We start from the raw sequence: 24,572 nt of genomic DNA, 5'->3' as shown, positions 1-24,572 counted from the left end.
GCTTTCCCGGGTCGCGATCCGGTCACGGCGCTGTCAGTGCCCTTTGAGAGAGTGGAGCCATGAGCGCAGCGCACACGAGTACGGCCACCGGCCCCGGCGGCGCCGGGCATGTCGTCGTCATCGGCGGCGGCATCTCCGGACTGGCGGCCGCCCACCGGCTGCTCGAAGGCGGCGCCCGGGTGACCGTCCTGGAGGCCTCGGACCGGCTCGGCGGCAAGCTGCGGGCCGGCGAGATCGCCGGCGTCCCGGTCGACCTCGGGGCCGAATCGATGCTGGCCAGGCGGCCGGAGGCGGTGGAGCTGGCGCGCGCCGTCGGGATCGGCGACCGGCTGCAGCCGCCCACGACCGCGACCGCCTCCCTCTGGACCCGCGGTGCGCTGCGCCCCATGCCCAAGGGCCATGTCATGGGCGTCCCCGGGGACCTCGCCCCGCTCGCCGCCTCCGGTGTCGTCTCCCCGGAGGGCCTCGCCCGCATCGAGGAGGACGCCGAGCTGCCCCGGACGGAGATCGGCGCGGACGTCGCGGTCGGTGAGTACGTCGCCCGGCGTCTGGGCCGCGAGGTGGTCGACCGCCTGGTGGAGCCGCTGCTCGGCGGGGTGTACGCCGGCGATGCGTACAAGATCTCCATGCGGGCCGCCGTACCGCAGCTGTTCGAGGCCGCGCGGACCAGCCGTTCGCTGTTGGAGGGGGTCCGCGGCATCCAGGCCCGGACCGCCGCCACGATGCACCAGATCGGCCCGGCGGCCGGCGGAGGCGGCCCGGGGGCCCCGGTGTTCATGGGGATCGAGGGCGGGATCGGGACGCTGCCCGGCGCGGTCGCCGAGGCCGTCCGGGCCAAGGGCGGCGAGATCCGTACGGGCACCCCGGTCGGCGCGGTCCGGCGGTCCGCCGACGGCTGGCGGATCGAGCTCGACGGCGCGGCGCTCACCGCGGACGCGGTCGTCCTCGCCACCCCCGCGCCGGACACCGCCCGGCTGCTCGCCCAGGAGTGCGCGCCGGCCGCCCGCGAACTGGCCACCGTCGAATACGCCTCGATGGCCCTGGTCACCCTGGCCTTCCGCCGCTCGGAGCTGGAGCGGCAGCCCACCGGCAGCGGCTTCCTCGTCCCGCCCGTGGACGGCCGCAAGATCAAGGCGGCCACCTTCGCAGGCAACAAGTGGGGCTGGATCGACCGCGCCGACCCGGATCTGTTCGTGCTGCGCACCTCCCTCGGACGCTACGGCGACGAGGCGGACCTGGCGCGCGAGGACGCCGAGCTGACCGCCCTGGCCCGCGCCGACCTGCGCGAGGCGATCGGGCTGGCCGCCGCGCCGGTCGCCGCCCGGATCACCCGTTGGGAGGGCGGCCTGCCCCAGTACCCGGTCGGCCATCTGGAGCGGGTGGCCCGCATCCGGGAGGCCGTCGGACAGCTGCCGGGCCTGCGGGTGTGCGGTGCGCTCTACGACGGCGTCGGCATCCCGGCCTGCATCGCCTCGGCCCGCACGGCCGCCGAGGACATCCTCGGCACCCTGCGGCCGGCCGGCCTCCCCGGCGAGCGAGAATGGACGACATGACAGACGCTTCCACCCCCGCTTCCGCACCGCAGACCCCTGCGGCGCCCGACAAGGCACCGAACGCCGGCAAGAAGGCCAAGGACCTCAACGAGGTCATCCGCTACACCCTCTGGTCGGTGTTCAAGCTGCGCGACGTCCTCCCCGAGGACCGCACCGGCTACGCCGACGAGGTCGAGGAGCTGTTCGCGCAGCTCGCCGCCAAGGACGTGGTGGTCCGCGGCACCTACGACGTCTCCGGCCTGCGCGCCGACGCCGACGTCATGATCTGGTGGCACTCCGAGAGCTCCGACGCCCTCCAGGACGCCTACAACCTCTTCCGCCGCACCCGGCTCGGCCGCGCGCTCGACCCGGTGTGGTCCAACATGGCGCTGCACCGCCCCGCCGAGTTCAACAAGTCGCACATCCCGGCCTTCCTGGCCGACGAGCGGCCCCGCGCCTATGTGAGCGTCTACCCCTTCGTGCGCTCCTACGAGTGGTACCTCCTCCCCGACGAGGACCGCCGCCGGATGCTCGCCGACCACGGCAAGATGGCCCGCGGCTTCCCGGACGTCCGCGCCAACACCGTGCCGTCGTTCTCGCTCGGTGACTACGAGTGGGTGCTCGCCTTCGAGGCGGACGAGCTCTACCGCATCGTCGACCTGATGCGTCACCTGCGCGGCTCCGAGGCGCGGATGCACGTCCGCGAGGAGATCCCGTTCTACACCGGCCGTCGCAAGGCGGTCGCCGAGCTGGTCGCCGGGCTGGCCTGACCGCCCGGCACGGACGAGCGGGCCGCCCCTGCCCCGGGGCGGCCCGCTCGTCGGTCGTCGCGTTACTTCCCCGGGCGCGCGTGCTGGGCCCGGGACGTCTGCTGGCCCGGCACCGGCTCGGCGCGCGGCGCGCAGTAGACCTTGTGGGCCGGGATCTTCCCGTGCAGCAGATACGACTCGGCGTAGCGGTTCACGCAGTCGTTCTCGCCGAAGGCGATGCCGTGGGTGCCCGCACCGTTCTCGGTGACCAGCGACGAGCCGGGCAGCCGGTGCTGGAGCTCCAGCGCGCCCCGGTACGGCGTCGCCGCGTCCCGCTCGGCCGCCAGCAGCAGCACCGGCGGCAGCGCACCGGGCTCGGTGTGGACGTCGAGCGGCAGGCGCCGGCCGTGCAGTGCACCGTCCAGCGCGGTGCTGGCGGCATGATCGGCGGCGTCCGCCAGCTCCTGGCCCGACCCGTGCTCCGTGCGGCGGGCCGCCGTGTCGATCCCGGCCGCCGCGGACTGCGTCCGCTCCGGCCAGAAGGCGCACGGCAGGTTCATCCAGGCGTTGTCCCAGGTCTCGAACGGCGCGATCTCGGCGACGTCGGTGTTGTCCCGGTCCCAGGTCCGCCAGGACCGCGGCCAGGGCGCGTCGTTGCACTCCACGGCCGTGTAGACCGCGTTGGCGTTCTCCGCGTCCTTGGCGCCGGTCTCCCGGGGCAGGGCCTGGGCGATCAGCGGTTTCGGATCGCCGTGCAGATAGCTCGCGAGCGCCTCGGCGCGCAGCGGCCAGAAGCCGTCGTTGTAGCCCGTCTTGAGGAAGGCGGACTGCAGCTCACCGGCGCCGATCTTGCCGTTGACCGGGTGCCGGCGCAGCTTCCCGAGGGCGGTGTCGTACGCCTGCTGCACGGCCTTCTTGGTCTTGCCGAGGTGGTAGTGGTCGTCGTGCTTGGCGACCCAGCGCAGCCAGTCGCCCCAGCGCCGCTCGAAGGCGATGTCCTGGTCGAGGTTGTTGCGGTACCAGATCTGCCGGGGCGAGGGGTTGACCACGCTGTCGAAGACCATCCGCCGCACATGGCCGGGGTAGAGCGTCGCGTAGACCGCGCCGAAGTACGTCCCGTACGAGGCGCCGAAGAAGGTCAGCTTCTTCTCGCCGAGGGCGGCCCGCAGCATGTCCAGGTCGCGGGCGTTGTTGACCGAGTTGTAGAACGGCAGGTCGGCGCCGGCCCGCCGGGCGCAGCCGCGGGCGTACGCCCTGGCCTGGGCCCTCTTCTTGCGCTTGAACGCCGCATCGGGGTACATCCGGCTGTCGGTGGGCGCCTTGGCGAACTTCTCGGGATTCTGGCACGACAGCGGCGCCGAACGGCCCACCCCGCGCGGGGCGTAACCGACGAAGTCATAGGCCCGGGCCAGCCGGCTCCACTTGGGCAGCGCGCCGTAGAGCGGGAACTCCAGGCTGGAGGCGCCGGGGCCGCCCGGGTTGAACACCAGTGAGCCCTGTCGTTCGCGGTGCGCGGTGGCCCGCGCCCGGCTGACCGTGAGCTGGATCTTCTTGCCGTCGGGGCGCGCGTAGTCGAGGGGGACGGTGAGTTTGCCGCACTCGACGGACGACGGCAGATGCTCCACCGGCGCGCACCGGCCGAAGTCGATGCGGTGCGCGCCGGGCGTGGGCGGCGCCCCGGCCGGCTGCGTGGTGCCGCCCGCCGGGGCGGTGGCGAGGGCGGTCACGATCAGCGACCCGATGGTGCCGTACAACGCAAGTGCTCTCACTGGCCGTCCCTTCGTGTGTGCATACAAAAGGGATAGTTGGGGCGGTGATTGGCGATGTAAAGCACCGGGCACCGGTGTCGGACGCTATGCCCCGGAAGAGTGGAGCGCGGCGCGAAGGGCGGGATCGGTGAGGGCGGTGGGGCCGTGCAGGGCGAGGGAGATGAGGGAGGTGAGGGGTACCAGGGTGCCGGAGGAGGGCCGTGAGTCAGGCCGCTCGGCCGTCCCGGGAAGGCGCCGTTCACCCGCGTCGGTGGCCCAGTCGCGGTACGGGTGGAGTTCGAAGCGGGCCACGGCCAGGGTCCCCAGACAGAGCACCAGCGGCAGCGAGAACCACCCCAGGAGCAGCGCGGTGTCCGTGCCGGGCGGTGCCATCCAGTACGCCGCGGCGGCGGCCAGTACGACCAGGAGGGCGGCGGCCCACACCTGGCGCACGCCGCTGCGGATGCCCGGGCGGGCCGCGGCCGGCAGCGCCAGCCCGTCGGCCACCAGCTTGTCGGCCACCGCCCGCACCGCCTCGTCGGCCACCAGGGCCTCCCGCACCGCGGGTATCGCGCGCTGTCCGTCCGGGCCTATCGCGCTGAGCGTCGCCCGCTCGACCGGGTCCTGTGCGACCGGCTCGACGACGGTGGCCCAGCCGGTGTGGGCGAGCAGCAGCCGCCGCTTCTGGGCCATCAGCACCAGGACCACATCGGCGAGCCGCTGCGGCCCGCCGGAGAGGTAGGCCATCTCGTACAGGGTCAGTCCGGGTGTGGGCCCGTCGTCACCGGTCGGATCCGGGACGGGCGCGGCGGCCGGCGGCCGGGCCGGACGTCCGGTCCGGGCCGCGGCGACCGCGGCCCGGCACACCCGCGCGCAGGAGAACACCGCCGCCACCGCGGCGACGAGGAGGAAGAGCAGCCACATAGCCCATTTTCTACGGGAAGGTCCATGACAATGGCCAACAATTTTCCCCTCATGTGGATCACATCACGTTCCTGCCTGCCCTGATCAGGCCAGGTGCGGCCGAATTTCCCGGACCGGCCGCCTCCGCCCCAGGGGCGCCTCCCCGGTCGGTCCGGATCAGGGCGGCACCCCTGCGGCGGCCGTCGCTCAGCCGCCGCCGCAGCCGCCGCCCCCGCCGCAGGACGAGCCGCCACCGCACGAGGACCCACCCCCGCACGAGGAGCCGCCGCCGCACGACGACCCGGAGCCGCAGGACGAGCCGCTGCCGCAGCCCGAACCCGAGCCGCCGTCGGACGAGCCGCACCAGGAGCTGTCGCCCCCCGGGTCGCCCCCGGAGGCATAGCCGGACGACGCGCTGCCGGACGACGACGAGCCGCCGGCGCCGGCCAGTGCGGCGGTCCGCTGGGCCTCCTCGAACTGCTGCCGCAGCAGCTCGTCCGCTATCAGCGCCGTACCGCCGAGCGCCACCGCCAGCCCGGCGGGCTGCCATGCGCCGCCCACACCGCCCGGGGAGTGGCCGGCCTGCGCGGTGCGCAGCGCGCGGGCGCCCGCCTTGGTGACGCGGTTCCGGAAGACCGTCCGGCACAGTGCGGCCACGATCAGACCCGCGATCAGCGCGGGCATGACCGTGATCACCACCGGCGGGTCGAATCCCTCGGCGAGGCCGTCGCTGACGTCGTCGCCGAGGCCGGCGTCGTTGGCGACGTCCGCGACCGAGAGCAGCGCCCCGACGGCGAACAGCACGAAGACGGACGCCATTTGGGTGCTCGCCAGCTGCCGCCAACCGCGCCCCCGCCGCGGATGACGCATCAGCCCGCGGGCCGCCAGCCGGTCGCCGACGCCCTGGACCGCCGGGCTGCGCATCGCCTCGGCACGCACCGCGGCCAGCGCCCCGCCGGGCGTCCGGGCGACCGCGTCGAGGACGGCGGTCTCCACGGCGTGCTGTGCGGTGGCCTGACGGACCGTCACCACACCGGGGCCGCCCACCGCCAGCCGGCCGTCCTCGCACATCCCGGCGAGCGCGGCGTCCACCACCCGCCCGGGACCGCCGGCGAGGAACGCCGTCTCCCACACGTCGCGGGCCTGCGCCTCGCTCCGCCGTACGGACGGGGTGCCGCGCCGCACCAGGATCGTGCCGAGCAGCAGTACCAGCGAGGAGGCACCGAGGCCCACATACACCCACTGCGTGAAGGACATCACCGCCACCTTCCCTTCAGAGCCTGGCGGACGGCGCGGGCGAGGCGGGCCGCGGGCCCGGCGGACGGCGGGGTGGGGCCCGCGCGATCCCGCCACCAGCGGGTCAGCCGCTGCCGGGCGGCGGCGTCCGCGGGGCGGCCCTGGGCCAGCAGATGCGCCGCGAAGTCCAGGGCGTCCTGGCGGTAGCCGCCATGCATCGGCCGGTTGTGGGCATAGCCGGCGAACGCCGGACGGTAGTCGGCGCCGAGGATCTCGGGCAGCTCGGGCGCGACCTTGGCGACCACCGCGGACCGCTTGGCGGTCAGCGCCCGGCTCTGCACGCCCAGCCGGGTGCGGTCGAAGCCCTCCGGCGCCGGGGTGCCGGCGACCAGGGCGGAGAGCAGCGCGGTCTGCGCCAGGGCCAGCCGCTGCCGCGCCGCGTCGGTGCCGTTGCCGGGGGCGGTGGTGGCCGCGGTGGCGCGGGCAGCGGTGGCGGGGGTGCCGGTGCCCGGCTCCGGTACGGGCTCAAGCCGCCTGGACATGACGGGCCTCCTTCAGGACGGTGCGGATCGCGTCGAGTTCCCCGGCCAGCTCGCCGGCCTCGGGGAAGTCGTCGTCGCGCTCCAGCAGGACACCGGGCGGGGCGGTCCGGGCACACAGCTCGGCGAGCACGTCCAGCACCGGCTGGGTCACCGGGTGGGCGTGGCTGTCGTGCCAGACCCCGTCCCGCTCGATCCCGCCCGCCACATGGACGTAGGCGATCGCCTCGACCGGCAGTTCGTCCAGCGCCACGGCCGGGTCCTCACCGCGGTTGACGTGGTTGGTGTGGAGGTTGGCGACGTCGATGAGCAGCCGCACCCCCGTCCGCTCGACCAGCTCGGCCAGGAACTGCCCCTCGGTCAGCTCCTCGTCCGGCCAGTTGATCAGGGCCGCGATGTTCTCCAGCGCCAGCGGCACCGGGAGCGCGTCCTGGGCGATGCGGACGTTCTCGCAGAGCACGTCCAGCGCGTCGCGGGTGCGCGGGACCGGCAGCAGGTGCCCGGCCTCCATCAGCGGCGAGGCGGTCAGCGGCCCGCCGGCCCGGACGAACGCGATGTGCTCGGTGACCAGCGGGGCGCCCAGCACCTCGACGCGCTCGGCGAGGGCGGCCAGGCGGCCGGCGTCGGGGCGGTCGGCGCCGCCGAGGCCGAGCGAGACGCCGTGCGGGACGACGGTCGTTCCGCGCTCGCGCAACTCCCGCAGGGCGTCCGGCAGATGGCCGGGGCAGAGGTTCTCCGCCACCACCTCGACCCAGTCCACACCGGGCAGCCCGGCGATCTCCGCGGCGATTTCCGGCCGCCAGCCGATGCCTGTCCCCAGGCGCGCGATGTCCGTTCCCGGACGCTCCATGGTTCCCCCTCTTGCTCCGTGGTCGGGGTACTCATGGCCACGTCATGACGGGCCGAATCCTGCACCTGCCGAGTTCAGAGCTTCATTTGAGCTTCCCGCCGGGGCTCCCGCCTCCCCGCGGGAACCCGTCGGCCGCCCCCGCCGGTCAGCGCGCGGTCTCGAACCCCACCGCGGCACCGAGCGCCAGCAACACCCCACCGGTGGCCTGATCCAGCCGCCGCCGTATGCGCGGGCGTTGGAAGACGGCCCGCGCGCGGTGCACCGCGAAGGCGATCCCGCCGAGCCACAGCACGCCCAGCACGGCATGGATGGCCACCAGCAGCAGCGTCGTCGCCAGTACCGGCGCGCCGTGCGGGATGAACTGCGGCAACAGCGACATGTAGACCACCCCGACCTTGGGGTTGAGGACATTGGTCAACAGCCCCGTCCGCAACGCCCGCAGCGGGCTCGCCGCGCGCGGCCCCCCGCCGTCACCGCCGCGCTCCCGCGCCGCGGCGGACACCCCGGCGTCCGGCCCCCCGGCCTCCGGCGCCCCGGCCCGCGGCAGCCCCGCCTCCGGCTCCCCGGCGGTCCGTATGCGCCGGGCGCTGCGCAGCGCCTGTATACCAAGCCACATCAGATACAGCGCGCCGGCCACCCGCAGGACGTCGTACGCCGTCTTCGACGCGGCGAGCATCGCCGTCAGCCCGACCGCACCGGCCAGCCCCCACACGAAGCATCCGGCGGCTATGCCCAGCGCGCTGAACAGTGCGGCGCGCCGCCCCGAGCCGAGCGCGGTCCGCAGGACCACCGCGAAATCGGGGCCGGGCGAAATGGTCAGCAGCGCGGCCACCAGGGTGAAACCGACCAGGGACGTCATCACGGCCGCCTCACCGCCCCTGCACCGGTGCGCCGCGCAGCGCGGGGTGGTCCGCGACGACCGTGCAGGAGCCCGGTGCGATCTCCGTGAACCCGGCATCGCGCACCACGGGCAGCCCGCTGCGGGTCAGCGCCTCCCAGCGCGCGGGATCCGCGGACCGGACGGCCAGCGGGAACCCGGCCGCGCGCCAGGCCGCCCGCGCCTCCTCGGACAGCTCCCACCACGCCAACTGGGCGCCGTGGCCGGCCTGTGCCATCCCCTTGCCCGCCGACATCTCCAGCGTCGGGTTCAGCCACAGCACGGGCACGCCGTCGGCGGGCGGGCCGGGCGGCTCGGGGTCGTCCAGCTCCGTGCCGGAAACCTGCAGCTTCACCAGCTCCTTGGGCCAGCCGTCCAGCGGGACCGGGGGATAGACCCGCACCTCGGCGCGGCGTCCGGTGACCGTGATCCCGGGCAGTGCCCCGGCCCGCCGCCACTCCGCGCCGCGCGCCCGCCGCACCACCTTCCGGACCCGGGCGTCCTGCCAGTCCCGCACCGCCGCCGCCCACTCGCCGTCCCCGGCCGACCGCTCGTCCGACAGCAGCACCAGCACCGCCCGGGCCGCCGTCTCCAGCGCGTCCGTACGCGCCGGGGGCTCGGCCCGCTCCAGCCGCACGACGAGCGGCAGCACGAACTGCGGCGCCGCGTCCCGGTCGCTCTCGTCGGGCCGGAAAGGGCTGGTGGAATCGTTGCCGGGCTGTCCGGCGGTCTCGGTCCTGGTCACCCGATCAGTCTGCCAGCCGCCACTGACAATGCCCGTGCGGCCGTCGGCGCGGGCCCCCACCCGCCCGCACATGCCCGCCCGCGCATGCCCCCGCGCGGGCCCGCCCCCACCACCGCCCCCCGGGATCCGCCCGCCAAGGTGCCCCGCCCGCGCTGCGCCCGTCGCGTCCCTGAGCGGGCATCGGGCGGACGGGCCCGCTACCGTCGGGGACGGCGGGCGGCGCAAGGCCGTACGGCGGCGGACCGGTGGCGTACGGCCACGGGCGTGCCGGCACGGCGGACCGGAGCGCCGGACCAGGCAGTGCCGGGGACACGGGGAGGCAGCGGGTGCCGGAGCGGATGCGGCTGGACGGGGTGGGGCGGCGTTACGGGGTGCAGGGTCCCTGGGTGCTGCGCGAGGTCGACCTCACGGTCCCCGAAGGCGCGTTGTTGCGGATCGAGGGGACCAACGGCACCGGGAAGTCCACCCTGCTGCGGCTGCTCGCGGGGATCGACCGGCCCAGCACCGGACGCATCACCGGCCGGCCGCGCCGCGCCTACGTCCCCGAGCGCTTCCCCGCCGCCATGCCCTTCACCGCCGCCGGCTACCTCACCCACCTCGGCCGCGTCCACGGTCTCACCGGCGCGCAAGCGGCCCGGCGCGCCGCCGAGTGGCTGGAACGCTTCGGCGCGGCCGGGCACGCCCGTACCCGGCTGGCCGAGCTGTCCAAGGGGACCAGTCAGAAGGTCGCGGTCGCCCAGGCCCTGCTCGCCGAGCCCGAACTCCTGGTCCTGGACGAGGCGTGGACCGGCCTGGACCGCGGCGCCCGCGAGGTGCTCGACCGCGCGGTCGCCGAACGGGTCGCGGACGGCGGCACGGTGGTGTTCGTCGACCACGACCCGCAGCGGCTGGCCGGCGCGGCGGACGCCCGCTACCGGGTCGCGGACGGGCGGCTGCTGGCCCAGGAGGAGCGGACCGGCAGGCCCACGGATCCGGGCGCCGCGACCGGCCCCCGGGTGATCGTCGAGGCCGAGGGCCCACCGGGCGCCGCCCCGCCGACCGGGCCGGGGACGGCCGCCGACGGTCCGCGGCTGCCCGGCGCCCCGGAGATCACGCCAGGACCGGACGGCACGTTCCGGCTCACGGTCCCCGCCGCCCACTCCGACGCCCTGCTGCGCGCCCTGCTCACCGCCCGCCCGCCGTGGCACATCCGCGCCGTCACCACCGCCCCGGGACCGGCCGTACCGCCGGGTCCCGCACACCCGACCGCCCCCGACCCCGACGAGGCCCCCTACCCGTGACTGCTCTCCTCCGCTATCAGGTGGCGCTGCTCGTCGGCTCGCACCGCTGGCTGCCGCCGGTCATCCTCTACGCGGCGTTCCTGGCCGTCGGCATCCAGAGCGGCGGCCCGATCCTCGACGCGTTCGGCTACGCCGCGGTCGGTGTGCTGCCGGTCGCGGTCTGGCTGACCCGGATCTGCGTGACCAACGAGCCGCCCGCTGCCCGTAGTTGTGCGGCGGCCGCCGCCGGGCCCGGCCGGGCGCACCTCGCGTGCGTACTGACCGCGGCGGGTGCCGGGCTGCTGCTCGGGCTGCTCGGTACGGCCCTGGTGGTGCTGGTGTCCGACCCGCACTCGGCCCACGGGGTGGCGGTACCCGTCCTGCCCGCGACCGTTGCCGGCCTCTTCGCCGTACTGAGCTGTCTGCTGACGGGCGTGGCGATCGGCGCGCTGTGCGCCTGGCCGGTGCTGCGTACCCCCGGCTGGGGCATTCCGGCCGGCCTGCTCGGCTCGTTGCTGCTGCTCGTCCTGGGCGGCTCGCCCGCCAACGCCGCGATGACGGGCCTGGTCACCGGCTCCCTGCACGGCACGATCACCGTCCCCTGGATCCCGGTCGCCACGGCCGCCCTGCTCGCGGCCGCCGCCACCGCCACCGCCTGCGCCCTGGCCTCCCGCCGTAGCTGAAGGCCGGGAGCCGCGCGGCCCCGGGTACGTACGCGGCGCCGCACGGCGCAATGGTGAGCGACCACCACGGCGGGGCGGTCGACCCCGCACGCGGCGCCGCACAGGTCAGTGGTGCCAGGGGCCGGTCACCGCGAACGTCGTGCCGGGCGTGTAGCAGTTGACGTACATCGTGCGGTGGTCGGGCGCGAAGGTGACGCCCGCGAACTCGCCCCACTCCGGCTTCTCCGGCGTGCCGATGTTCTGTCGCCCACGGGCCATCGGGTAGACCTCGCCGCCCCGGGTGAGCCCGAAGACGTGCTGGGCACCGTCGCCGTCCTCGCAGACCATCAGGCCGCCGCCGGGCGCCAGGCAGATGTTGTCGGGGGACTCGCCGGGCAGTTGGAGGTCGGTGTCGGGACCGAAGACGACGACGAGGGTGAGCCGGCGCCGCCGCGGGTCGTACTGCCAGACCTGGCCGTAGTGGTCGGCCGCCGAACCGGCCGAGCGGTGCGCGAAGCTGGAGACGAAGTGGACGCAGGAGCCGCCCCAGTAGCAGCCCTCCAGTTTCTGCGCGTGGGTGATGCCGCCGGCACCGAAGTCCTGGAAGCGGATCGGCGTGGTCCGGGCCAGCGGGTCGGGGACGTCGACCCAGGTGACGTGGTCGAAGGCGGTGCCGGGTTCCTGGACGGTCGACAGGTCGGGCACACCGGGCACCCGCAGCGCCTGGAGGCGTCCGCCGGCCCGCAGTGAACCCCGGCCGCCCAGCGGCTTGTCGGGCAGGAAGCGGTAGAAGAGCCCGAACGGCTTCTCGAAGGCGTCCTCGGTCTCGTAGACGGTGCCGGTGCCGGGATCCACGGCGATCGCCTCGTGCTGGAAGCGGCCCATCGCGGTCAGCGGTACGGCCCCGGTGCGCAGCGGATCGTACGGGTCCACCTCGAAGATGAAGCCGTGGTCCTTGGTGTAGTTCTGGTCGCCGGCCCGGAACTCGGTCTCCTCGCAGGTCAGCCAGGTGTGCCAGGGGGTGGGGCCGCCCGCGCAGTTGGTGGAGGTGCCGGCGATGGCGACCCGTTCCGAGCGCACCGTGTTGTCGCGGCCCAGTTCAAGAGCCGTACAGCCGCCCTCGCCACCGGGGTCGTAGGTCAGATCGCGCACCCGGGGGACGGCGGAGCGGGAGCCCGTCCGGTTCTCGTGGTTGCGGACGAGGTACGTTCCGCCGCGGTGGCCGGGGGCGGGGAAGGCGGCCATGCCGTCGCAGTTGCCGGGCACCTTGCCCTCGCCGGAGCGCAGCGGATCGCCCTCCCGTGAGAGGACCCGGTAGCGGAAGCCTTCGGGGAGGTCGAGCAGACCGTCCGGGTCGGGGACCAGCGGGCCGTACCCGCGCCGTCCCATGCCCTCGGCGGTCGCGGTTCCCGCGAAGACCGCACCGAGGCTTCCGGAGAAGGCGAGGGACGCCCCCAACGCACCGGTTCTTGCCAGAATCTGACGCCGTGTCGCAGACATGGGCAACTCCCTGATGGCGGACAGGTGACGTGACCCGCTTGTGTGTACCACGCACCCGGCCGCCCGGGAACCAGGCGGACCGACGGCCCCGCCAGACCCCCCTGACGGACGTCGCCTAGCGGACCTCGCCGGTCACCAGGGACTTCGCGTCGCGCGCCAGGGCCGTCAGCCGGGAGATCGCCCGGAAGTACTTCTTGCGGTAGCCGCCGCGCAGCATCTCCTCGCTGAACAGCTCGTCGAAGGGCTTGCCGGAGGCCAGCACCGGCACCTCGCGGTCGTAGAGCCGGTCCGCGAGGACCACCAGGCGCAGCGCGGTGGACTGGTCGGGCACCGCCTGCACGTCGGTCAGGCAGACCGCCTCGATGCCGTCGCACATCGCGCCGTACCTGCTGGGGTGCACCTTCGACAGGTGGTCCAGGAGGGAGGGGAAGTCGTCGAGCGAGGCCCCGGGCGTGCGGTACGCGGTGCGGGTGACGGTCTCGTCGTCGAACGGGGCGGGCGCCTCGGGCAGACCGCGGTGGCGGTAGTCCTCGCCGTCGATCCGCAGCGGGCGGAAGTGGGCGCTCAGGCCCTGGATCTCACGCAGGAAGTCGACGGCGGCGAACCGGCCCTCGCCGAGCTTGCCGGGCAGCGTGTTGGAGGTGGCGGCCAGCGCCACACCAGCCTCCACCAGCTTGCCGAGCAGCGTGGAGACCAGCACCGTGTCGCCGGGGTCGTCCAGCTCGAACTCGTCGATGCACAGCAGCTTGTGCTCGCCGAGCGTGCGGACGGTCTGCTGGAAGCCGAGCGCGCCCACCAGGTTCGTCAGCTCGACGAAGGTGCCGAAGGCCTTCTGTTCGGCGGGCGCCGGGGCGGCGTGCCACAGGGAGGCGAGCAGATGGGTCTTGCCGACGCCGTAGCCCCCGTCCAGATAGACGCCCCGCGGGCCCTTGGGGGCGGCGGCCTTCTTGGGGCTTCTGGCGAACCAGCGGCGCTTGCCGCCGCCGGTGTCCGCGCCGGCGCCGATGCCGTCCGCGAAGTCGCCCAGGACCTGGACCGCCTCGGCCTGGCTGGGCTGCTTCGGGTCGGGGATGTATGTGTCGAACCGGGCGTCCTGGAAGCGCGGCGGCGGCACCATCTCGGCGACCAGGCGGTCGGCCGGGACGTGCGGGGCGCGGGCGGTGAGCGCGGCGGGGGCCGCGGCGTCCGCGTCGGCCGGCGGTCCGGCTATCGGGTCGGGCTGCGGCGCGGAGGGCTGGGAAGGCGACACAATCGTCCAGCCTATCTCCTTCGCCGGAGGGGCCGGACCGTCCGGCAAGGCATGTCACACTGCCGCCATGCGACGCCTGTTCCCCCTCCCCGCCCCGCCCGCCCCCGCCGCCGACGGGACGGCCGCCGCGCCCGCGGTGCCCGGTGCCGACGACCGTGAGTGGACGCTGGACGAACTGGCCGACGCCTACGCCTACCCGGCGGCGGACGACCCGGTGCGTGCGGGGCGTCCGGGCTGGCTGCGCGCCAACATGGTGTCCTCGATGGACGGCGCGGCCCACCACGAGGGGCACTCCCAGCCGCTCTCCAGCGACGCCGACATGCGGATCTTCGGGGTGCTGCGGGCGGTCGCGGACGTCGTGGTGGTGGGGGCGGAAACGGTGCGCCAGGAGGGCTACCGGCCAGCCCGCGCCCGGGAGGCCTTCGCCGCCCGCCGGGCCGCCGCCGGACAGTCTCCGGCGCCCGCCATCGCGGTGGTCACCGCCGGGCTCGGGCTGGACTTCGGGCTGCCCCTGTTCACCGAGGCGCTGGCGCCGACCGTCGTCCTGACCGGCGCGGGCGCCCCCGCCGACCGGGTGGCCAAGGCCCGGGCGGCCGGTGTGGAGGTGCTGTTCGCCGGTGAAGGCCTGGGCGTCGACCCGGCGCGGGTGGCCGGTGTCCTGGCCGAACGCGGCCACTCCCGGCTGCTCACCGAGGGCGGACCGATGCTCCTGGGGCAGTTCGCGGCGGCCGGTGCGCTGGACGAGATGTGCCTGACGCTCGCTCCTGTGGTTACCGTCGGAGATGCGCCGAGGATCATGAAGGGGCCGGCCGTCGAGGTTCCCGAGCGGTTCACCCTGGCATCCGTATTGGAGGAGGCCGGGTTCCTGTTCACTCGCTACCGTCGGTCCTGACAAACAGCGGAATTATCTGTTCCGCTTAGCTTCCTTTGGGCACACTAAAAGCCAACAGGTCCCGCGCCGCGACGGGGCAGGATGGTGTCTGTCGGGCTCCGCGCAATGCGGCGCTGAGGAGAAGAAGGGCGTCCGTCGTGTTCACGAGCGTATTGATGATCGAGAAACCTCTGACGCCCGCCGACGTGGAGTTCGTGACCACCCTGCACGGCGACGACCAGGTCTCCTTCGTCGTGCTCATGCAGCCCCGCGGCAAGCAGGACGTTCTGCTGCGGGCCATCGACGACGTGGCTCTGGGCGAGTTCGACGACGCGGTGCGCGAGGGCGCCGAACCAGCCGGCGCGCAGGCCGAGGCGCCCGCCGGGGTCGGGCTCTCGCACACCCTCCAGGCGCTCCGGGGCGCCGGTGCCCAGGCCGTCGGACAGGTGGTCGAGGACCATCCGCTGGACCTGCTGCGCTCCGTCGTGGACGAGACCGGGGCGGACGAGGTGATCGTCCTGACCGCCCCGCACTTCGTCGAGGAGTTCTTCCACCGCGACTGGGCCTCCCGCGCCCGCCACAAGGTCGGCGTCCCGGTCCTCAAGCTCTTCTCGCACGCCGCCGACGACCAGCCCCAGGGGACGCCCGGGGGCTGACCCCGCCCCGGGGGCCAACCGGCGGCGCGGTCACAGCCGGGCGGCCGGGCGGGGGCACAGCCGTCCGTCGTGCACCTCCGCGATCTCGTCCGCCACGTCCAGATGGCTGTGGTCGTGGGTGACCAGCACCGTCGCCGTCGCCCGCTCATGGGTCAGGGTCAGCAGCAGCTCCAGCACCGCGGCGCCCCGCTCGTGGTCCAGCGCGCTGGTCGGCTCGTCCACCAGCAGCACCGCGGGGTCGTTCATCAGCGCCCGGGCGATGTTGATCCGCTGCCGCTGACCGCCCGACAACTGGTGCGGCCGCCGGTCGGCCAGCCCCTCCAGGCCCACCGCCGCCAGCAGCTCCCGCGCCCTGGCGCGGGCCGTACGCGGGGAGCGGCCGTCCAGATGGGCCATCACCTCCAGCTGCTCGGCGGCGGTCAGCGACGGCAGCAGGTTCGGCTGCTGGAAGACCATGCCGAGGGCCGTCCGGCGCAGCGCGGTCAGCTCGGCGCGGCCGAGGCCGGTGGTGTCCGTGCCGTCGATCACCACCCGACCGCGGTCCGGCCGGATCAGCGTCGCGGCGACCGCCAGCAGGCTGGACTTCCCCGACCCGGACGGTCCGATCACCGCGGTCAGAGAGCCGGCGGGCACGGTCAGCGAGACCGCGTCCAGCGCGGTCAGCCGGTCCTCGCCGTCCGGGTAGGTCAGGGTCACATCGGTCAGTTCGAGGCTCATCGGGCACTCCCCAGGGCGGTCAGCGGATCGACGGAGGTGATACGGCGGATGGACAGCGCGGCCCCGGCGGCGCCGAGCGCGATCATGACCAGGGCAGGGACCAGCACCGTGGGCGGATCGAGCACGAACGGCACCGCGCCGCCGATCCCCGCACCCACCCCCGCCGCCACCGCGGTGCCCAGACCCGTCCCGATCACCAGCAGGACGACGGCCTGTCCGAGCGCGTCCCGCAGCAGATAGCGGGTCGAGGCGCCCAGCGCCTTCAGCACCGCGACGTCGCCGCTGCGCTGAATCGTCCAGACCGTGAAGAACGCGCCGATCACCAGCGCCGAGATGGCGAACAGGAAGCCGCGCATCAGCTGGAGCGAGCCGTTCTCGGCGGAGTACGAGCCGATGGCCTGCAGGGCGTCGTCGAGGGGCACCGTCTTCGTGCCGAGCCGCTTGTCGGCGGCGGCGAGGCCCTGCGTCCCCGTGGTGGAGAGCGCCAGCACCGTCGCGCCGGAGGAGCCGCCCCGGGTGCCGCCCGTCAGCCCCCGCCAGTCGGCGAGCGACGTCCAGACCACCGGGGTGTGGCTGTACATGGCCGCTCCCGATACCGCCGCCACCCGGAACGACCGCCCGCCCAGCGACACCGAGCCGCCGGCCCGCACCCCGAGCGTGTCCGCGGCCTTCTCCGAGAGCACCACCGCGCCGTTCCCGGCCGGTCCGTGCGCCGGGGCCAGCGGCGACCCGGGGCGCACCCCGAACGCCGACACCGCGGCCGCCCGGTCACCGGCCTCCGCCTTCGCCGTCGTGATCCCCAGCGGCTCGGCCCGCCGTACCCCGGGCACCCGCGCCCACTCCCGTACGGCGTGCCCGGTCAGCAGGGAGTCGGTGAAGGCGACCGCACGGCCCTCCAGGGGCGCCGAGAACACCAGGTGGTCGGCGGGCAGCCCGGTGATCGCCGAGGTGTTCTCCCGGCCCAGGCCCGCCGTCAGGCCCGACAGCAGGCCCACCAGCACGGTGATCAGCACCACGACGGTGCCCATCAGGGCGAACCGCCCCTTGGCGAATCTCAGATCTCTCCAGGCGACGAACACGGCCTCGGCCATCCTCCGGGAACGGGCGCCGGGCCCGGTGCCCGGCGGCTGGCTCCCACCGTCGCCCGCCGGAGGGCCCCGTGGCATCGCGCCGCGGAGTGGTCCGCGGAGATCGAAAGGTGCGCCCCGGCATCAACCCTTCGGTTGATGCCGCAGGCCGGCTCCACCCGTAGCCTGAAGAGGCCGTGACCGAAGAAGCCGTGACCGCCCACTCCCTCACCCCCGTCCTGCGGGTCCTGCGCAGCTGCCTCCATCTGATGGTGGCCGCGCTGCTCGGGCTCGCCGCCGTCCGCGCGCTCGCCGATCACCGCCCGCACGCACCCGCGGTCCTCGCCACCGCCGTCGTGCTGTTCGCGCTCTACGTCGCCGGCCCCCGACTGCCCCGGCTGCGCAGCTCCACCGGAGCCGCCGCCCTCTGGCTCACCGCCGTCGGGCTGGTCTGGCTGGTGCTGCTGGCCCTCACCCCGGACGGCGTCTGGCTGGCCTTCCCGCTGTTCTTCGTCCAGCTGCACCTGCTCCCGCTGCGCTGGGCACTGCCCGCCGTCGCGGCCACCACCCTCGCCGCCGTCGCCGGCTTCGGCTGGCACGCCCACGCCCTCACCGTCGGCACGGTCCTCGGCCCGGCCCTCGGGGCGGCGGTCGCGGTCGCCGTCGTCCTCGGATACGAGGCCCTCTACCGCGAGAGCGAACAGCGCCGCCGGCTGATCGAGGAGCTGACCGCGGCCCGCAGCGAGCTGGCCGCCGCGGAGCACGCCGCCGGGGTCCTTGCCGAACGGGAGCGGCTGGCCCGGGAGATCCACGACACGCTCGCCCAGGGCCTGTCCAGCATCCAGTTGCTGCTGCGCGCCGCCGAACGCGCCCTGCCCGAGCGGCCCGGGGCGGCGCTCGGGCACGTCCGGCAGGCCCGTACGGCCGCGGTCGACAACCTCGCCGAGGCCCGCCGGTTCGTCCGCGCCCTCAGCCCGCCCGACCTGGAGACCGGATCGCTGCCCGCCGCCCTGGAGCGGCTGTGCGCCACCACGGCCCGCACCTCCGGTCTGGCCGTGCACTGCCAGGTCTCCGGCGCGCCCACCGCGCTGCCCACCCCGCACGAGGTCGCCCTGCTGCGCATCGCCCAGTCCGCGCTCGCCAACACCGTCCAGCACGCCGCGGCCGGCCGGGTCGAGCTGACCCTCAGCTACATGGACACCGAGGTCGCGCTGGACGTCGTCGACGACGGCACCGGATTCGTCCCGGCGGAGGTGCCCGCGCCGGGCTCCGCGGCGGCCTCCGGCACCGGCTTCGGGCTCGCCGCGATGCGCGCCCGGGCCCGCGCCCTCCAGGGCACCCTCGCCGTCGAGTCCGCCCCCGGAGAGGGCACCGCCATCGCCGTCACCCTGCCCTGCCCGACAGCGCCCGTCACCCCGGAGGCCGCCCCGTGACCAGCCCCGCGACCCCCATCCGGCTGCTGCTCGCCGACGACCACCCCGTCGTCCGGGCCGGACTGCGCGCCGTCCTGGAGACCGAACCGGGCTTCGAGGTCGTCGCGGACGTGCCCACCGCCGAGGAGGCCGTCGAGCTCGCCGGCCGGTGCGAGGTGGACGTGGTCCTCATGGACCTCCAGTTCGGCGGGCGGATGCTGGGCTCCCAGGCCACCGCCGCGATCACCGCCCGGGCCGCCGCCCCGCGCGTGCTGGTCCTGACCACGTACGACACCGACGCCGACATCCTCGCCGCCATCGAGGCCGGAGCCACCGGCTACCTCCTCAAGGACGCCCCGCCCGAGGAGCTCGCCGCCGCGGTGCGCACCGCCGCGGCCGGGAAGTCCGCGCTCGCGCCCACCATCGCGCTGCGCCTGATGGACCGGATGCGGACGCCCGCCACCGCGCTCTCCCGTCGCGAGACCGAGGTCCTCCAGCTCGTCGCGGACGGCCTGTCGAACGCCGCGATCAGCAAACGGCTCTTCCTCAGCCAGGCGACCGTCAAATCCCACCTTGTCCACATCTACTCCAAGCTGGGGGTGGACTCCCGCACGTCCGCGGTCGCCGCGGCCACCGCGAAGGGCCTGATCCGCCGCTAGCCTCACCGGCCGGCGCTCACCCGGCCGGTGCCCGGCCCGGTGAGCGCCGCCGGTTGGCGCGCGGCCGGTGACCGCTGACCGGTGGCGGCAGGTCCGGCGGCGGCCGGGCCGGGCACCACCGTTCCGTGGCCGTCCGGGGTCCGCGGACCGCCACTGTCGGTGCCGGGTGCGACAATCTTCGGCAGCAGGACAGCGGTACCGGCAGCACGACGGCCGATACCGGCAGCAGAACCGCAGCACCACAGCAGCACCACAGCAGAACCGCACGACCGCAGAACCGCACCACCGCTCGCGATGATCGACGATCAGGGAGACCCGCTCATGGCACCCGCCATCCCAGCCTCGATGGACCGACCGCACTTCATCGGTATCGGCGGAGCCGGCATGTCGGGCATCGCCAAGATCCTCGCCCAGCGCGGTGCCCGGGTGGCCGGCAGCGATGCCAAGGACTCCGCGACCGCCGAGGCCCTGCGCGCGCTCGGCGTCACCGTCCACCTCGGCCACGCCGCCGAGCACCTCGCCGCCGACGCCACCAGCGTCGTGGTCTCGTCCGCGATCCGCCCCGACAACCCCGAGCTGACCGCCGCCCATGAGCGCGGCATCCCCGTCGTGCACCGCTCCGACGCCCTCGCCGCCCTCATGGAGGGCCTGCGCCCGATCGCCGTGGCGGGTACGCACGGCAAGACGACGACCACCTCCATGCTCGCCGTCTCCCTCGGCGCCCTCGGCCTCAAGCCGTCCTACGCCATCGGCGGCGACCTCGACGCCCCCGGCTCCAACGCCGAGCACGGCGCCGGCGAGATCTTCGTCGCCGAGGCCGACGAGAGCGACCGCAGCTTCCACAAGTACGCCCCCGAGGTCGCCATCGTCCTCAACGTCGAGCTGGACCACCACGCCAACTACGCCTCGATGGACGAGATCTACGAGTCCTTCGAGACCTTCGTCGGCCGCATCCGCCCCGGCGGCACCCTGGTCATCGCCGCCGACCACCCCGGCGCGCGCGAACTGACCGCCCGGGTCTCCGGCCGCAAGGACATCGAGATCGTCACCTACGGCGAGTCCAAGGACGCCGACGTCCGCATCCTCCAGGTCACTCCGCACGGCCTGACCAGCGACGTCACCGTCAGCCTCACCAGCGGCAAGATCCTCACCTTCACCGTCTCCGTCCCCGGCCGGCACTACGCCCACAACGCCGTCGCCGCCCTCGCCGCCGGGGTCGCCCTCGACCTGCCGCCGCACAACCTCTCCACCGCGCTCGGCAAGTACACGGGCGTCAAGCGCCGCCTCCAGCTCAAGGGCGAGGCAGCCGGCGTCCAGGTCATCGACTCCTACGCGCACCACCCGACGGAGATGACCGCCGACCTCGAAGCGATCCGCGGCGCCGTGCCGGGGGGCTCCCGCGTCCTGGTCGTCTTCCAGCCGCACCTCTTCTCCCGCACCCAGGAGCTCGGCACGGAAATGGGTCAGGCGCTCGCCCTCGCCGACGCCTCCGTCGTGCTGGACATCTACCCGGCCCGCGAGGACCCGATCCCGGGCATCACCAGCGCCCTGATCATCGACGCCGCGCGCGCCGCCGGCGCCGAGGTCACCGCCGAGAGCGACAAGTCCGCCGTCCCGGACGTCATCGCCGGAATGGCCCGGCCCGGTGACCTTGTTCTCACCATGGGCGCGGGCGATGTGACCGACCTCGGCCCCGCCATCCTGACCCGCCTGGGCAGCTGAGCCGGAGGAGGCCCCAGATGTCGTACGAGATCGACAAGCCCGATGAGCAGTGGCGCGCCGAGCTGACCCCCGCCGAGTACCAGGTACTCCGCCAGGCCGGCACCGAGCCCGCCTTCGTCGGTGAATACACCGACACCAAGACCCCGGGCATCTACTCCTGCCGCGCCTGCGGCGCCGAACTCTTCCGCTCCACCACCAAGTTCGAGAGCCACTGCGGCTGGCCGTCCTTCTACGACCCCAAGGATTCCGACGCCGTCGAGCTCCTGGAGGACCGTTCGCACGGCATGGTCCGCACCGAAGTGCGCTGCGCCCGCTGCGGCTCCCACCTGGGGCACGTCTTCGAGGGCGAGGGCTACCCGACGCCTACGGACCAGCGGTACTGCATCAACTCGATCTCGCTGCGGCTGGTTCCGGACGAAGGCTGAGACCTGGACGGATGTACCTGGTCGGCGGAGCGGCGGCCTGCTGACACGGTTGTGCCTGGGCAGGCCGCTCCCTCGGCCCTCGGGGCCACCCCCACAGGCGCGGGGAGCAGGGGTTGCCGTGACCGTCCGTGCCTGCGTGTGCGCCGGGTCGCATCATCGGCGTTCATGCGAGAGGCGAGGGGGTCGGAGTCGCCAGAGCCGACCGAGCACTACATCTTCAACGACAGCCGGACGATCGTGCTGGAATGCGGAATCCAGTGGGGATCCGCGCCCGTCCAGAATGCGATCGAGCTGGAGCGAACGACCGCGCACCGTGCGGTCCGAGCGCTGACTGTGCTGTGTGAAGGGCTCATCAGGCCGATGACGTTCTGCGTGACCAGGAACTGGGTGGACGAGTACGGGTGGCCGGCCGACGACGACCCTCCGCGAGGGAACTGGTTCCTCAAGACACCGCAGTCGCCGTCTGACGCTCGCCCGACCCATGCGGACCCCCAGGTCATGGAGACGGCAACGCTGGACGAGCGGTCGATGCTGGCCGTCGTCGACCGCGTGCTCGACGACCGGTGTGAGGCACGCCAAGGCCGGCGCCTGGCATGGGCCGAGATGCTGGTGGATCACACCTGGGCCCGGCTGCCCGAGCCCGCACGGCACATGCAGAACGACGAACTGCGCATCGACGACCACGACAACAAGCTGCGTCGCGTTCTGGTCCCGTATGAGTGCGTCAACGGCCGCACATGGGTGACCGTGCCGGAGACCAGCGTGTGGTATCCGTTCCTGCTGAGGGTGACCAAGTCCTGCGGCACGTCGTATTCCGACGGGCACGAGTACGACGAGTTCATCGAGATGACGATTGACGTCAATTGGTCACTTTGGTGGCACCCCGGGGAGGGCCGAACCATGCTCGAACGAGCCGTGGACCGCCTGCTTCGGCAAGGATGGCGCCACGCGAACCCGCACCTCGGAACCCGCCTCCAGTGATCACCCCGTGCGCAGCAGCGGCGACGACTGAGGCCGCAGCGGCTCGTCCGGGCCCCACCACGCCGTGGGAGGGTGGGTGCCGTGACGGCGGCGGAAGCGACGAACGCAGCAGTGGGCGAGGTCGAAGCGCTGGCAGCGGACGCTGTGCGGTGGCTGCTCGGGAGCGCTCGCTGACGAGACCGACCCCTCGCTCTACAGCGGAACGGCCGCGCACTCGTCCCTGAAGGTACCCGCCGCCCGGGAAAGCCGCCCGCCCCGGGAAGGCGCCTGCCCCCGTGGCCTACCTCGCATTGCCGTCATGTCACACCGGGCGGGCTTCCGGCGTCTCATGTTCGACCAGTTGCTCTGATGGGAGGCCGAGATGAAGGTTGTGGTGGTGGGCGCGGGGTACGCCGGTACGTTCGCGGCGAACCGGGTGGCCAAGAAGGTGAAGGGCGCCGAGGTCACGGTGGTCAACGTGCGACCCGAGTTCGTGGAGCGGGTGCGGCTGCATCAGCAGATCGCCGGCACCGCCGCGGCCGCGACGCCCCTCACGTCGATGCTGAGGGACGGGATCACGTCGCGGGTCGGCACCGCCGCGAAGATCGGCGACGGCACCGTCACCCTCGACGACGGCGGGACCCTCGACTTCGACCACCTCTTCCTCGCTGTCGGCAGCACGGTTCGGCCCCTGGTGGGCACGGTCCCGGTCGGCACGTGGGAGGGGGCCGAACAGGCCCGAGCGGCTCTCGCCGTCCTCCCCGCCGGGAGTGCCGTGACGGTGGTCGGGGGCGGTCCGACGGGCATCGAGACGGCGACCGAGGTGGCGGAGGCCAGGCCCGATGTCCAGGTGCGGCTCGTCGGGTCGTCGGTCGCCGGGAGTTTCTCCGGTGGGGCACGCCAGCGGGTGCTCGCCGCGCTGGACCGGCTCAAGGTCGAGGTCATCGTCGACGGGGTCGAGGAAGTGGCCGTGGGGGACGGGGAGTTCGACGGTGTGGTGCGCTTGCGGTCGGGAGCGGACGTCGCCTCCGACCTGACCCTGTGGGCGATCGTGGCGGGCGTCCCCGAGCTCGCGGCGCGCAGCGGACTCGTGGTCGATGCGGAGGGTCGTGTCGTCGTGGACGAGTTCCTGCGCAGTGTCACCGACGAGCGGATCTTCGCGGTGGGCGACTGCGCGGCGGTGCCGGGCGCCCGTTTCGGCTGCCAGACCGCCGGGGCGCAGGCCGGGGCCGCGGCCGACGCCCTGGCGGCCAGCCTGATCGAGGGCCGCAGGCCCCAGCCGTACTCGCTGCGCTACGTGGCCCGGTGCGTCAGCCTCGGACGCAAGGACGCGGTGGCCCAGTTCACCCACCACGACGACACCCTCCGGGAGCGCTACATCAAGGGGCGCGCCGCGGTGGTGGCCAAGGGGATCACCGTCAGCGGCGCGAAGTTCGGCTCCCGCAAGGCCGTCGGTGCCTGAACGCCGGAGCACTGTCCGACGGACGGGTGCCCGCACCTCGATGACGCCCACCGGCCTGCCTACGCCCACCGGCCTGCCCAAGGCCGGCGGGCGATCGTGACGCTGTCCTGGCTCGTCGGGGTGAGGGGGCCGCGGCTCCGGTCGCCGTACCGGGCCGCGGGCCAGGCGCTCGCCTGCGGCGGTGAGGCGCCCGCGCCGTCGGCACCCGTAGCGACCGCGCCGGCCTCCTCCGTTCCAGTCTTGGCCGTGTTCGCCCGTGGGGGCCGCTCTCGGGAGGGCAGGCATGCCCCGGCACCGGGCGCGGGGCGGTCCGAGAAGTGTCTGCGTTCCGGGCTATGCGGCGTCGGCGAGGATGCGTCGTACCACGGGGGAGCGGGGTTCGAAGACGTCGAGGAGGCCGATGGTGCGCAGTACAGGGGCGAGTTCCCGCATCTGCGTGACGAGGGCTTCGTACTCGGGGGTGCCCTCGGTGAGGTCGTCGAGCTGCAGGGCGTTGGCGACGAATGCGGCCACCGAACCCTTGCGGACGGTGAGTCCGTTGATCGCGGTCGAGTCGACTCCTGCGGGGAGGACGTCTTCGGGGCGCACGGTCGACTGAGGCTGAGGTTGACGCTGATGCGACATGGCGGAGCCCTTTGCGCGTGAGAGACGCGTGCTTTTTGCACGCAATGACGACGCTAGGGAGCGTATTTGGTTGTGATCAAGGGGCCGCTCGCGTGAGGTCCTTGATCCAGATCACGGAGGCCCGGAGGTGGAGTCCCGCGAGGTAGCT

General features: G+C 74.0%; 24 protein-coding genes. 12 read left to right on the top strand and 12 right to left on the bottom strand.

From position 1 onward, the window contains the following. The first annotated feature begins 59 nt into the window (after positions 1–59). Positions 60–1,553, top strand: a complete 1,494-nt coding sequence (gene hemG / locus AB0G35_RS33445; protein WP_360957371.1) for a protoporphyrinogen oxidase — start codon at positions 60–62, stop codon at positions 1,551–1,553. Beyond that, positions 1,550–2,302, top strand: coding sequence for a hydrogen peroxide-dependent heme synthase (gene hemQ, locus AB0G35_RS33440; RefSeq protein WP_360957368.1), 753 nt, complete (start codon positions 1,550–1,552; stop codon positions 2,300–2,302). Before hemG ends, hemQ begins: the two co-directional genes overlap by 4 nt. A 62-nt stretch (positions 2,303–2,364) precedes the next feature. Here hemQ and AB0G35_RS33435 read toward each other — a convergent pair whose 3' ends face one another. The 7 genes from AB0G35_RS33435 to AB0G35_RS33405 all read right to left on the bottom strand — a co-directional run bounded on the left by AB0G35_RS33435 (position 2,365) and on the right by AB0G35_RS33405 (position 9,179). After that, positions 2,365–4,050 (bottom strand): alpha/beta hydrolase, encoded by a 1,686-nt coding sequence (locus AB0G35_RS33435; RefSeq protein WP_360957366.1) that lies wholly within the window; start codon positions 4,048–4,050, stop codon positions 2,365–2,367. Positions 4,051–4,134: 84 nt separating this feature from the next. Then, a complete protein-coding gene (locus tag AB0G35_RS33430; protein WP_360957363.1) occupies positions 4,135–4,953 on the bottom strand; it encodes a TIGR04222 domain-containing membrane protein in 819 nt (272 codons plus the stop codon). A 186-nt stretch (positions 4,954–5,139) separates the two neighbouring features. Next, positions 5,140–6,189 (bottom strand): TIGR04222 domain-containing membrane protein, encoded by a 1,050-nt coding sequence (locus AB0G35_RS33425; RefSeq protein WP_360957360.1) that lies wholly within the window; start codon positions 6,187–6,189, stop codon positions 5,140–5,142. Then, a complete protein-coding gene (locus AB0G35_RS33420; protein ID WP_360957357.1) occupies positions 6,189–6,710 on the bottom strand; it encodes a hypothetical protein in 522 nt (173 codons plus the stop codon). The genes AB0G35_RS33425 and AB0G35_RS33420 overlap by 1 nt, the downstream gene beginning before the upstream one ends. Next, positions 6,694–7,557 (bottom strand): DUF692 domain-containing protein, encoded by an 864-nt coding sequence (locus AB0G35_RS33415; protein ID WP_360957355.1) that lies wholly within the window; start codon positions 7,555–7,557, stop codon positions 6,694–6,696. The genes AB0G35_RS33420 and AB0G35_RS33415 overlap by 17 nt, the downstream gene beginning before the upstream one ends. 145 nt (positions 7,558–7,702) lie before the next feature. Continuing rightward, positions 7,703–8,416 carry a LysE family translocator gene (locus tag AB0G35_RS33410; RefSeq protein ID WP_360957352.1) on the bottom strand — a complete coding sequence of 238 codons (714 nt, stop codon included), beginning with the start codon at positions 8,414–8,416 and terminating at the stop codon, positions 7,703–7,705. A 10-nt stretch (positions 8,417–8,426) separates the two neighbouring features. Next, the gene (locus AB0G35_RS33405) at positions 8,427–9,179 is read right to left on the bottom strand and encodes a peptidyl-tRNA hydrolase (RefSeq protein WP_360957349.1); all 753 of its coding nucleotides are present in this window, start codon (positions 9,177–9,179) and stop codon (positions 8,427–8,429) included. Positions 9,180–9,517: 338 nt separating this feature from the next. On the opposite strand from AB0G35_RS33405, the gene AB0G35_RS33400 reads away from it, so the two are divergent. Beyond that, positions 9,518–10,459 carry an ABC transporter ATP-binding protein gene (locus AB0G35_RS33400; RefSeq protein ID WP_360957416.1) on the top strand — a complete coding sequence of 314 codons (942 nt, stop codon included), beginning with the start codon at positions 9,518–9,520 and terminating at the stop codon, positions 10,457–10,459. Continuing rightward, positions 10,456–11,121, top strand: a complete 666-nt coding sequence (locus AB0G35_RS33395; protein WP_360957346.1) for an ABC transporter — start codon at positions 10,456–10,458, stop codon at positions 11,119–11,121. The genes AB0G35_RS33400 and AB0G35_RS33395 overlap by 4 nt, the downstream gene beginning before the upstream one ends. Positions 11,122–11,226: 105 nt before the next feature. Here AB0G35_RS33395 and AB0G35_RS33390 read toward each other — a convergent pair whose 3' ends face one another. Beyond that, positions 11,227–12,600 (bottom strand): alkaline phosphatase PhoX, encoded by a 1,374-nt coding sequence (locus AB0G35_RS33390; protein ID WP_360957343.1) that lies wholly within the window; start codon positions 12,598–12,600, stop codon positions 11,227–11,229. 115 nt (positions 12,601–12,715) lie between these two features. Then, positions 12,716–13,810 (bottom strand): cell division protein ZapE, encoded by a 1,095-nt coding sequence (gene zapE / locus AB0G35_RS33385; protein ID WP_360957413.1) that lies wholly within the window; start codon positions 13,808–13,810, stop codon positions 12,716–12,718. A gap of 106 nt (positions 13,811–13,916) precedes the next feature. On the opposite strand from zapE, the gene AB0G35_RS33380 reads away from it, so the two are divergent. Together AB0G35_RS33380 and AB0G35_RS33375 are read left to right on the top strand one after the other, a co-directional pair. Then, positions 13,917–14,741, top strand: a complete 825-nt coding sequence (locus tag AB0G35_RS33380) for a dihydrofolate reductase family protein (protein ID WP_360957340.1) — start codon at positions 13,917–13,919, stop codon at positions 14,739–14,741. Positions 14,742–14,878: 137 nt separating this feature from the next. Further along, positions 14,879–15,376: an indole-3-glycerol phosphate synthase gene (locus AB0G35_RS33375; protein WP_360957337.1), complete on the top strand. Its 498-nt coding sequence runs from the start codon at positions 14,879–14,881 to the stop codon at positions 15,374–15,376. Positions 15,377–15,406: 30 nt separating this feature from the next. Here the strand turns inward: AB0G35_RS33375 and AB0G35_RS33370 are convergent, their stop codons facing one another. After that, positions 15,407–16,093 (bottom strand): ABC transporter ATP-binding protein, encoded by a 687-nt coding sequence (locus tag AB0G35_RS33370; protein ID WP_360957334.1) that lies wholly within the window; start codon positions 16,091–16,093, stop codon positions 15,407–15,409. Further along, positions 16,090–17,172, bottom strand: a complete 1,083-nt coding sequence (locus tag AB0G35_RS33365) for an ABC transporter permease (RefSeq protein WP_360957410.1) — start codon at positions 17,170–17,172, stop codon at positions 16,090–16,092. The genes AB0G35_RS33370 and AB0G35_RS33365 overlap by 4 nt, the downstream gene beginning before the upstream one ends. A gap of 185 nt (positions 17,173–17,357) precedes the next feature. Between AB0G35_RS33365 and AB0G35_RS33360 the strand changes: the two genes are divergently transcribed. The 6 genes from AB0G35_RS33360 (at position 17,358) to AB0G35_RS33335 (ending at position 23,800) form a co-directional block, all read left to right on the top strand. Continuing rightward, positions 17,358–18,593, top strand: a complete 1,236-nt coding sequence (locus AB0G35_RS33360) for a sensor histidine kinase (RefSeq protein ID WP_360957331.1) — start codon at positions 17,358–17,360, stop codon at positions 18,591–18,593. Beyond that, entirely contained in the window at positions 18,590–19,231 is a 642-nt protein-coding gene (locus AB0G35_RS33355; protein ID WP_360957328.1) for a response regulator transcription factor, read from the top strand. Before AB0G35_RS33360 ends, AB0G35_RS33355 begins: the two co-directional genes overlap by 4 nt. 321 nt (positions 19,232–19,552) lie before the next feature. Further along, complete coding sequence (gene murC, locus AB0G35_RS33350; protein WP_360957325.1) at positions 19,553–20,953, top strand: UDP-N-acetylmuramate--L-alanine ligase; 1,401 nt, start codon at positions 19,553–19,555, stop codon at positions 20,951–20,953. A 17-nt stretch (positions 20,954–20,970) separates the two neighbouring features. Then, on the top strand, positions 20,971–21,378 hold the full coding sequence (gene msrB / locus AB0G35_RS33345) for a peptide-methionine (R)-S-oxide reductase MsrB (RefSeq protein WP_360957322.1): 408 nt from the start codon (positions 20,971–20,973) through the stop codon (positions 21,376–21,378). A gap of 165 nt (positions 21,379–21,543) precedes the next feature. Continuing rightward, positions 21,544–22,359: a hypothetical protein gene (locus AB0G35_RS33340; protein ID WP_360957320.1), complete on the top strand. Its 816-nt coding sequence runs from the start codon at positions 21,544–21,546 to the stop codon at positions 22,357–22,359. A 361-nt stretch (positions 22,360–22,720) separates the two neighbouring features. Then, positions 22,721–23,800 carry an FAD-dependent oxidoreductase gene (locus AB0G35_RS33335; protein ID WP_360957317.1) on the top strand — a complete coding sequence of 360 codons (1,080 nt, stop codon included), beginning with the start codon at positions 22,721–22,723 and terminating at the stop codon, positions 23,798–23,800. 333 nt (positions 23,801–24,133) lie between these two features. On the opposite strand, the gene AB0G35_RS33330 is transcribed toward AB0G35_RS33335, so the two are convergent. Further along, positions 24,134–24,388 (bottom strand): hypothetical protein, encoded by a 255-nt coding sequence (locus AB0G35_RS33330; RefSeq protein WP_360957314.1) that lies wholly within the window; start codon positions 24,386–24,388, stop codon positions 24,134–24,136. Between the last annotated feature and the right edge of the window lie 184 nt (positions 24,389–24,572).

Source organism: Streptomyces sp. NPDC021749 (genome assembly GCF_040640655.1).
Classification (GTDB): domain Bacteria; phylum Actinomycetota; class Actinomycetes; order Streptomycetales; family Streptomycetaceae; genus Streptomyces.
The sequence above is the reverse complement of the archived record's forward strand: the minus strand, read 5'-3'. Positions and strand labels throughout refer to the sequence as shown.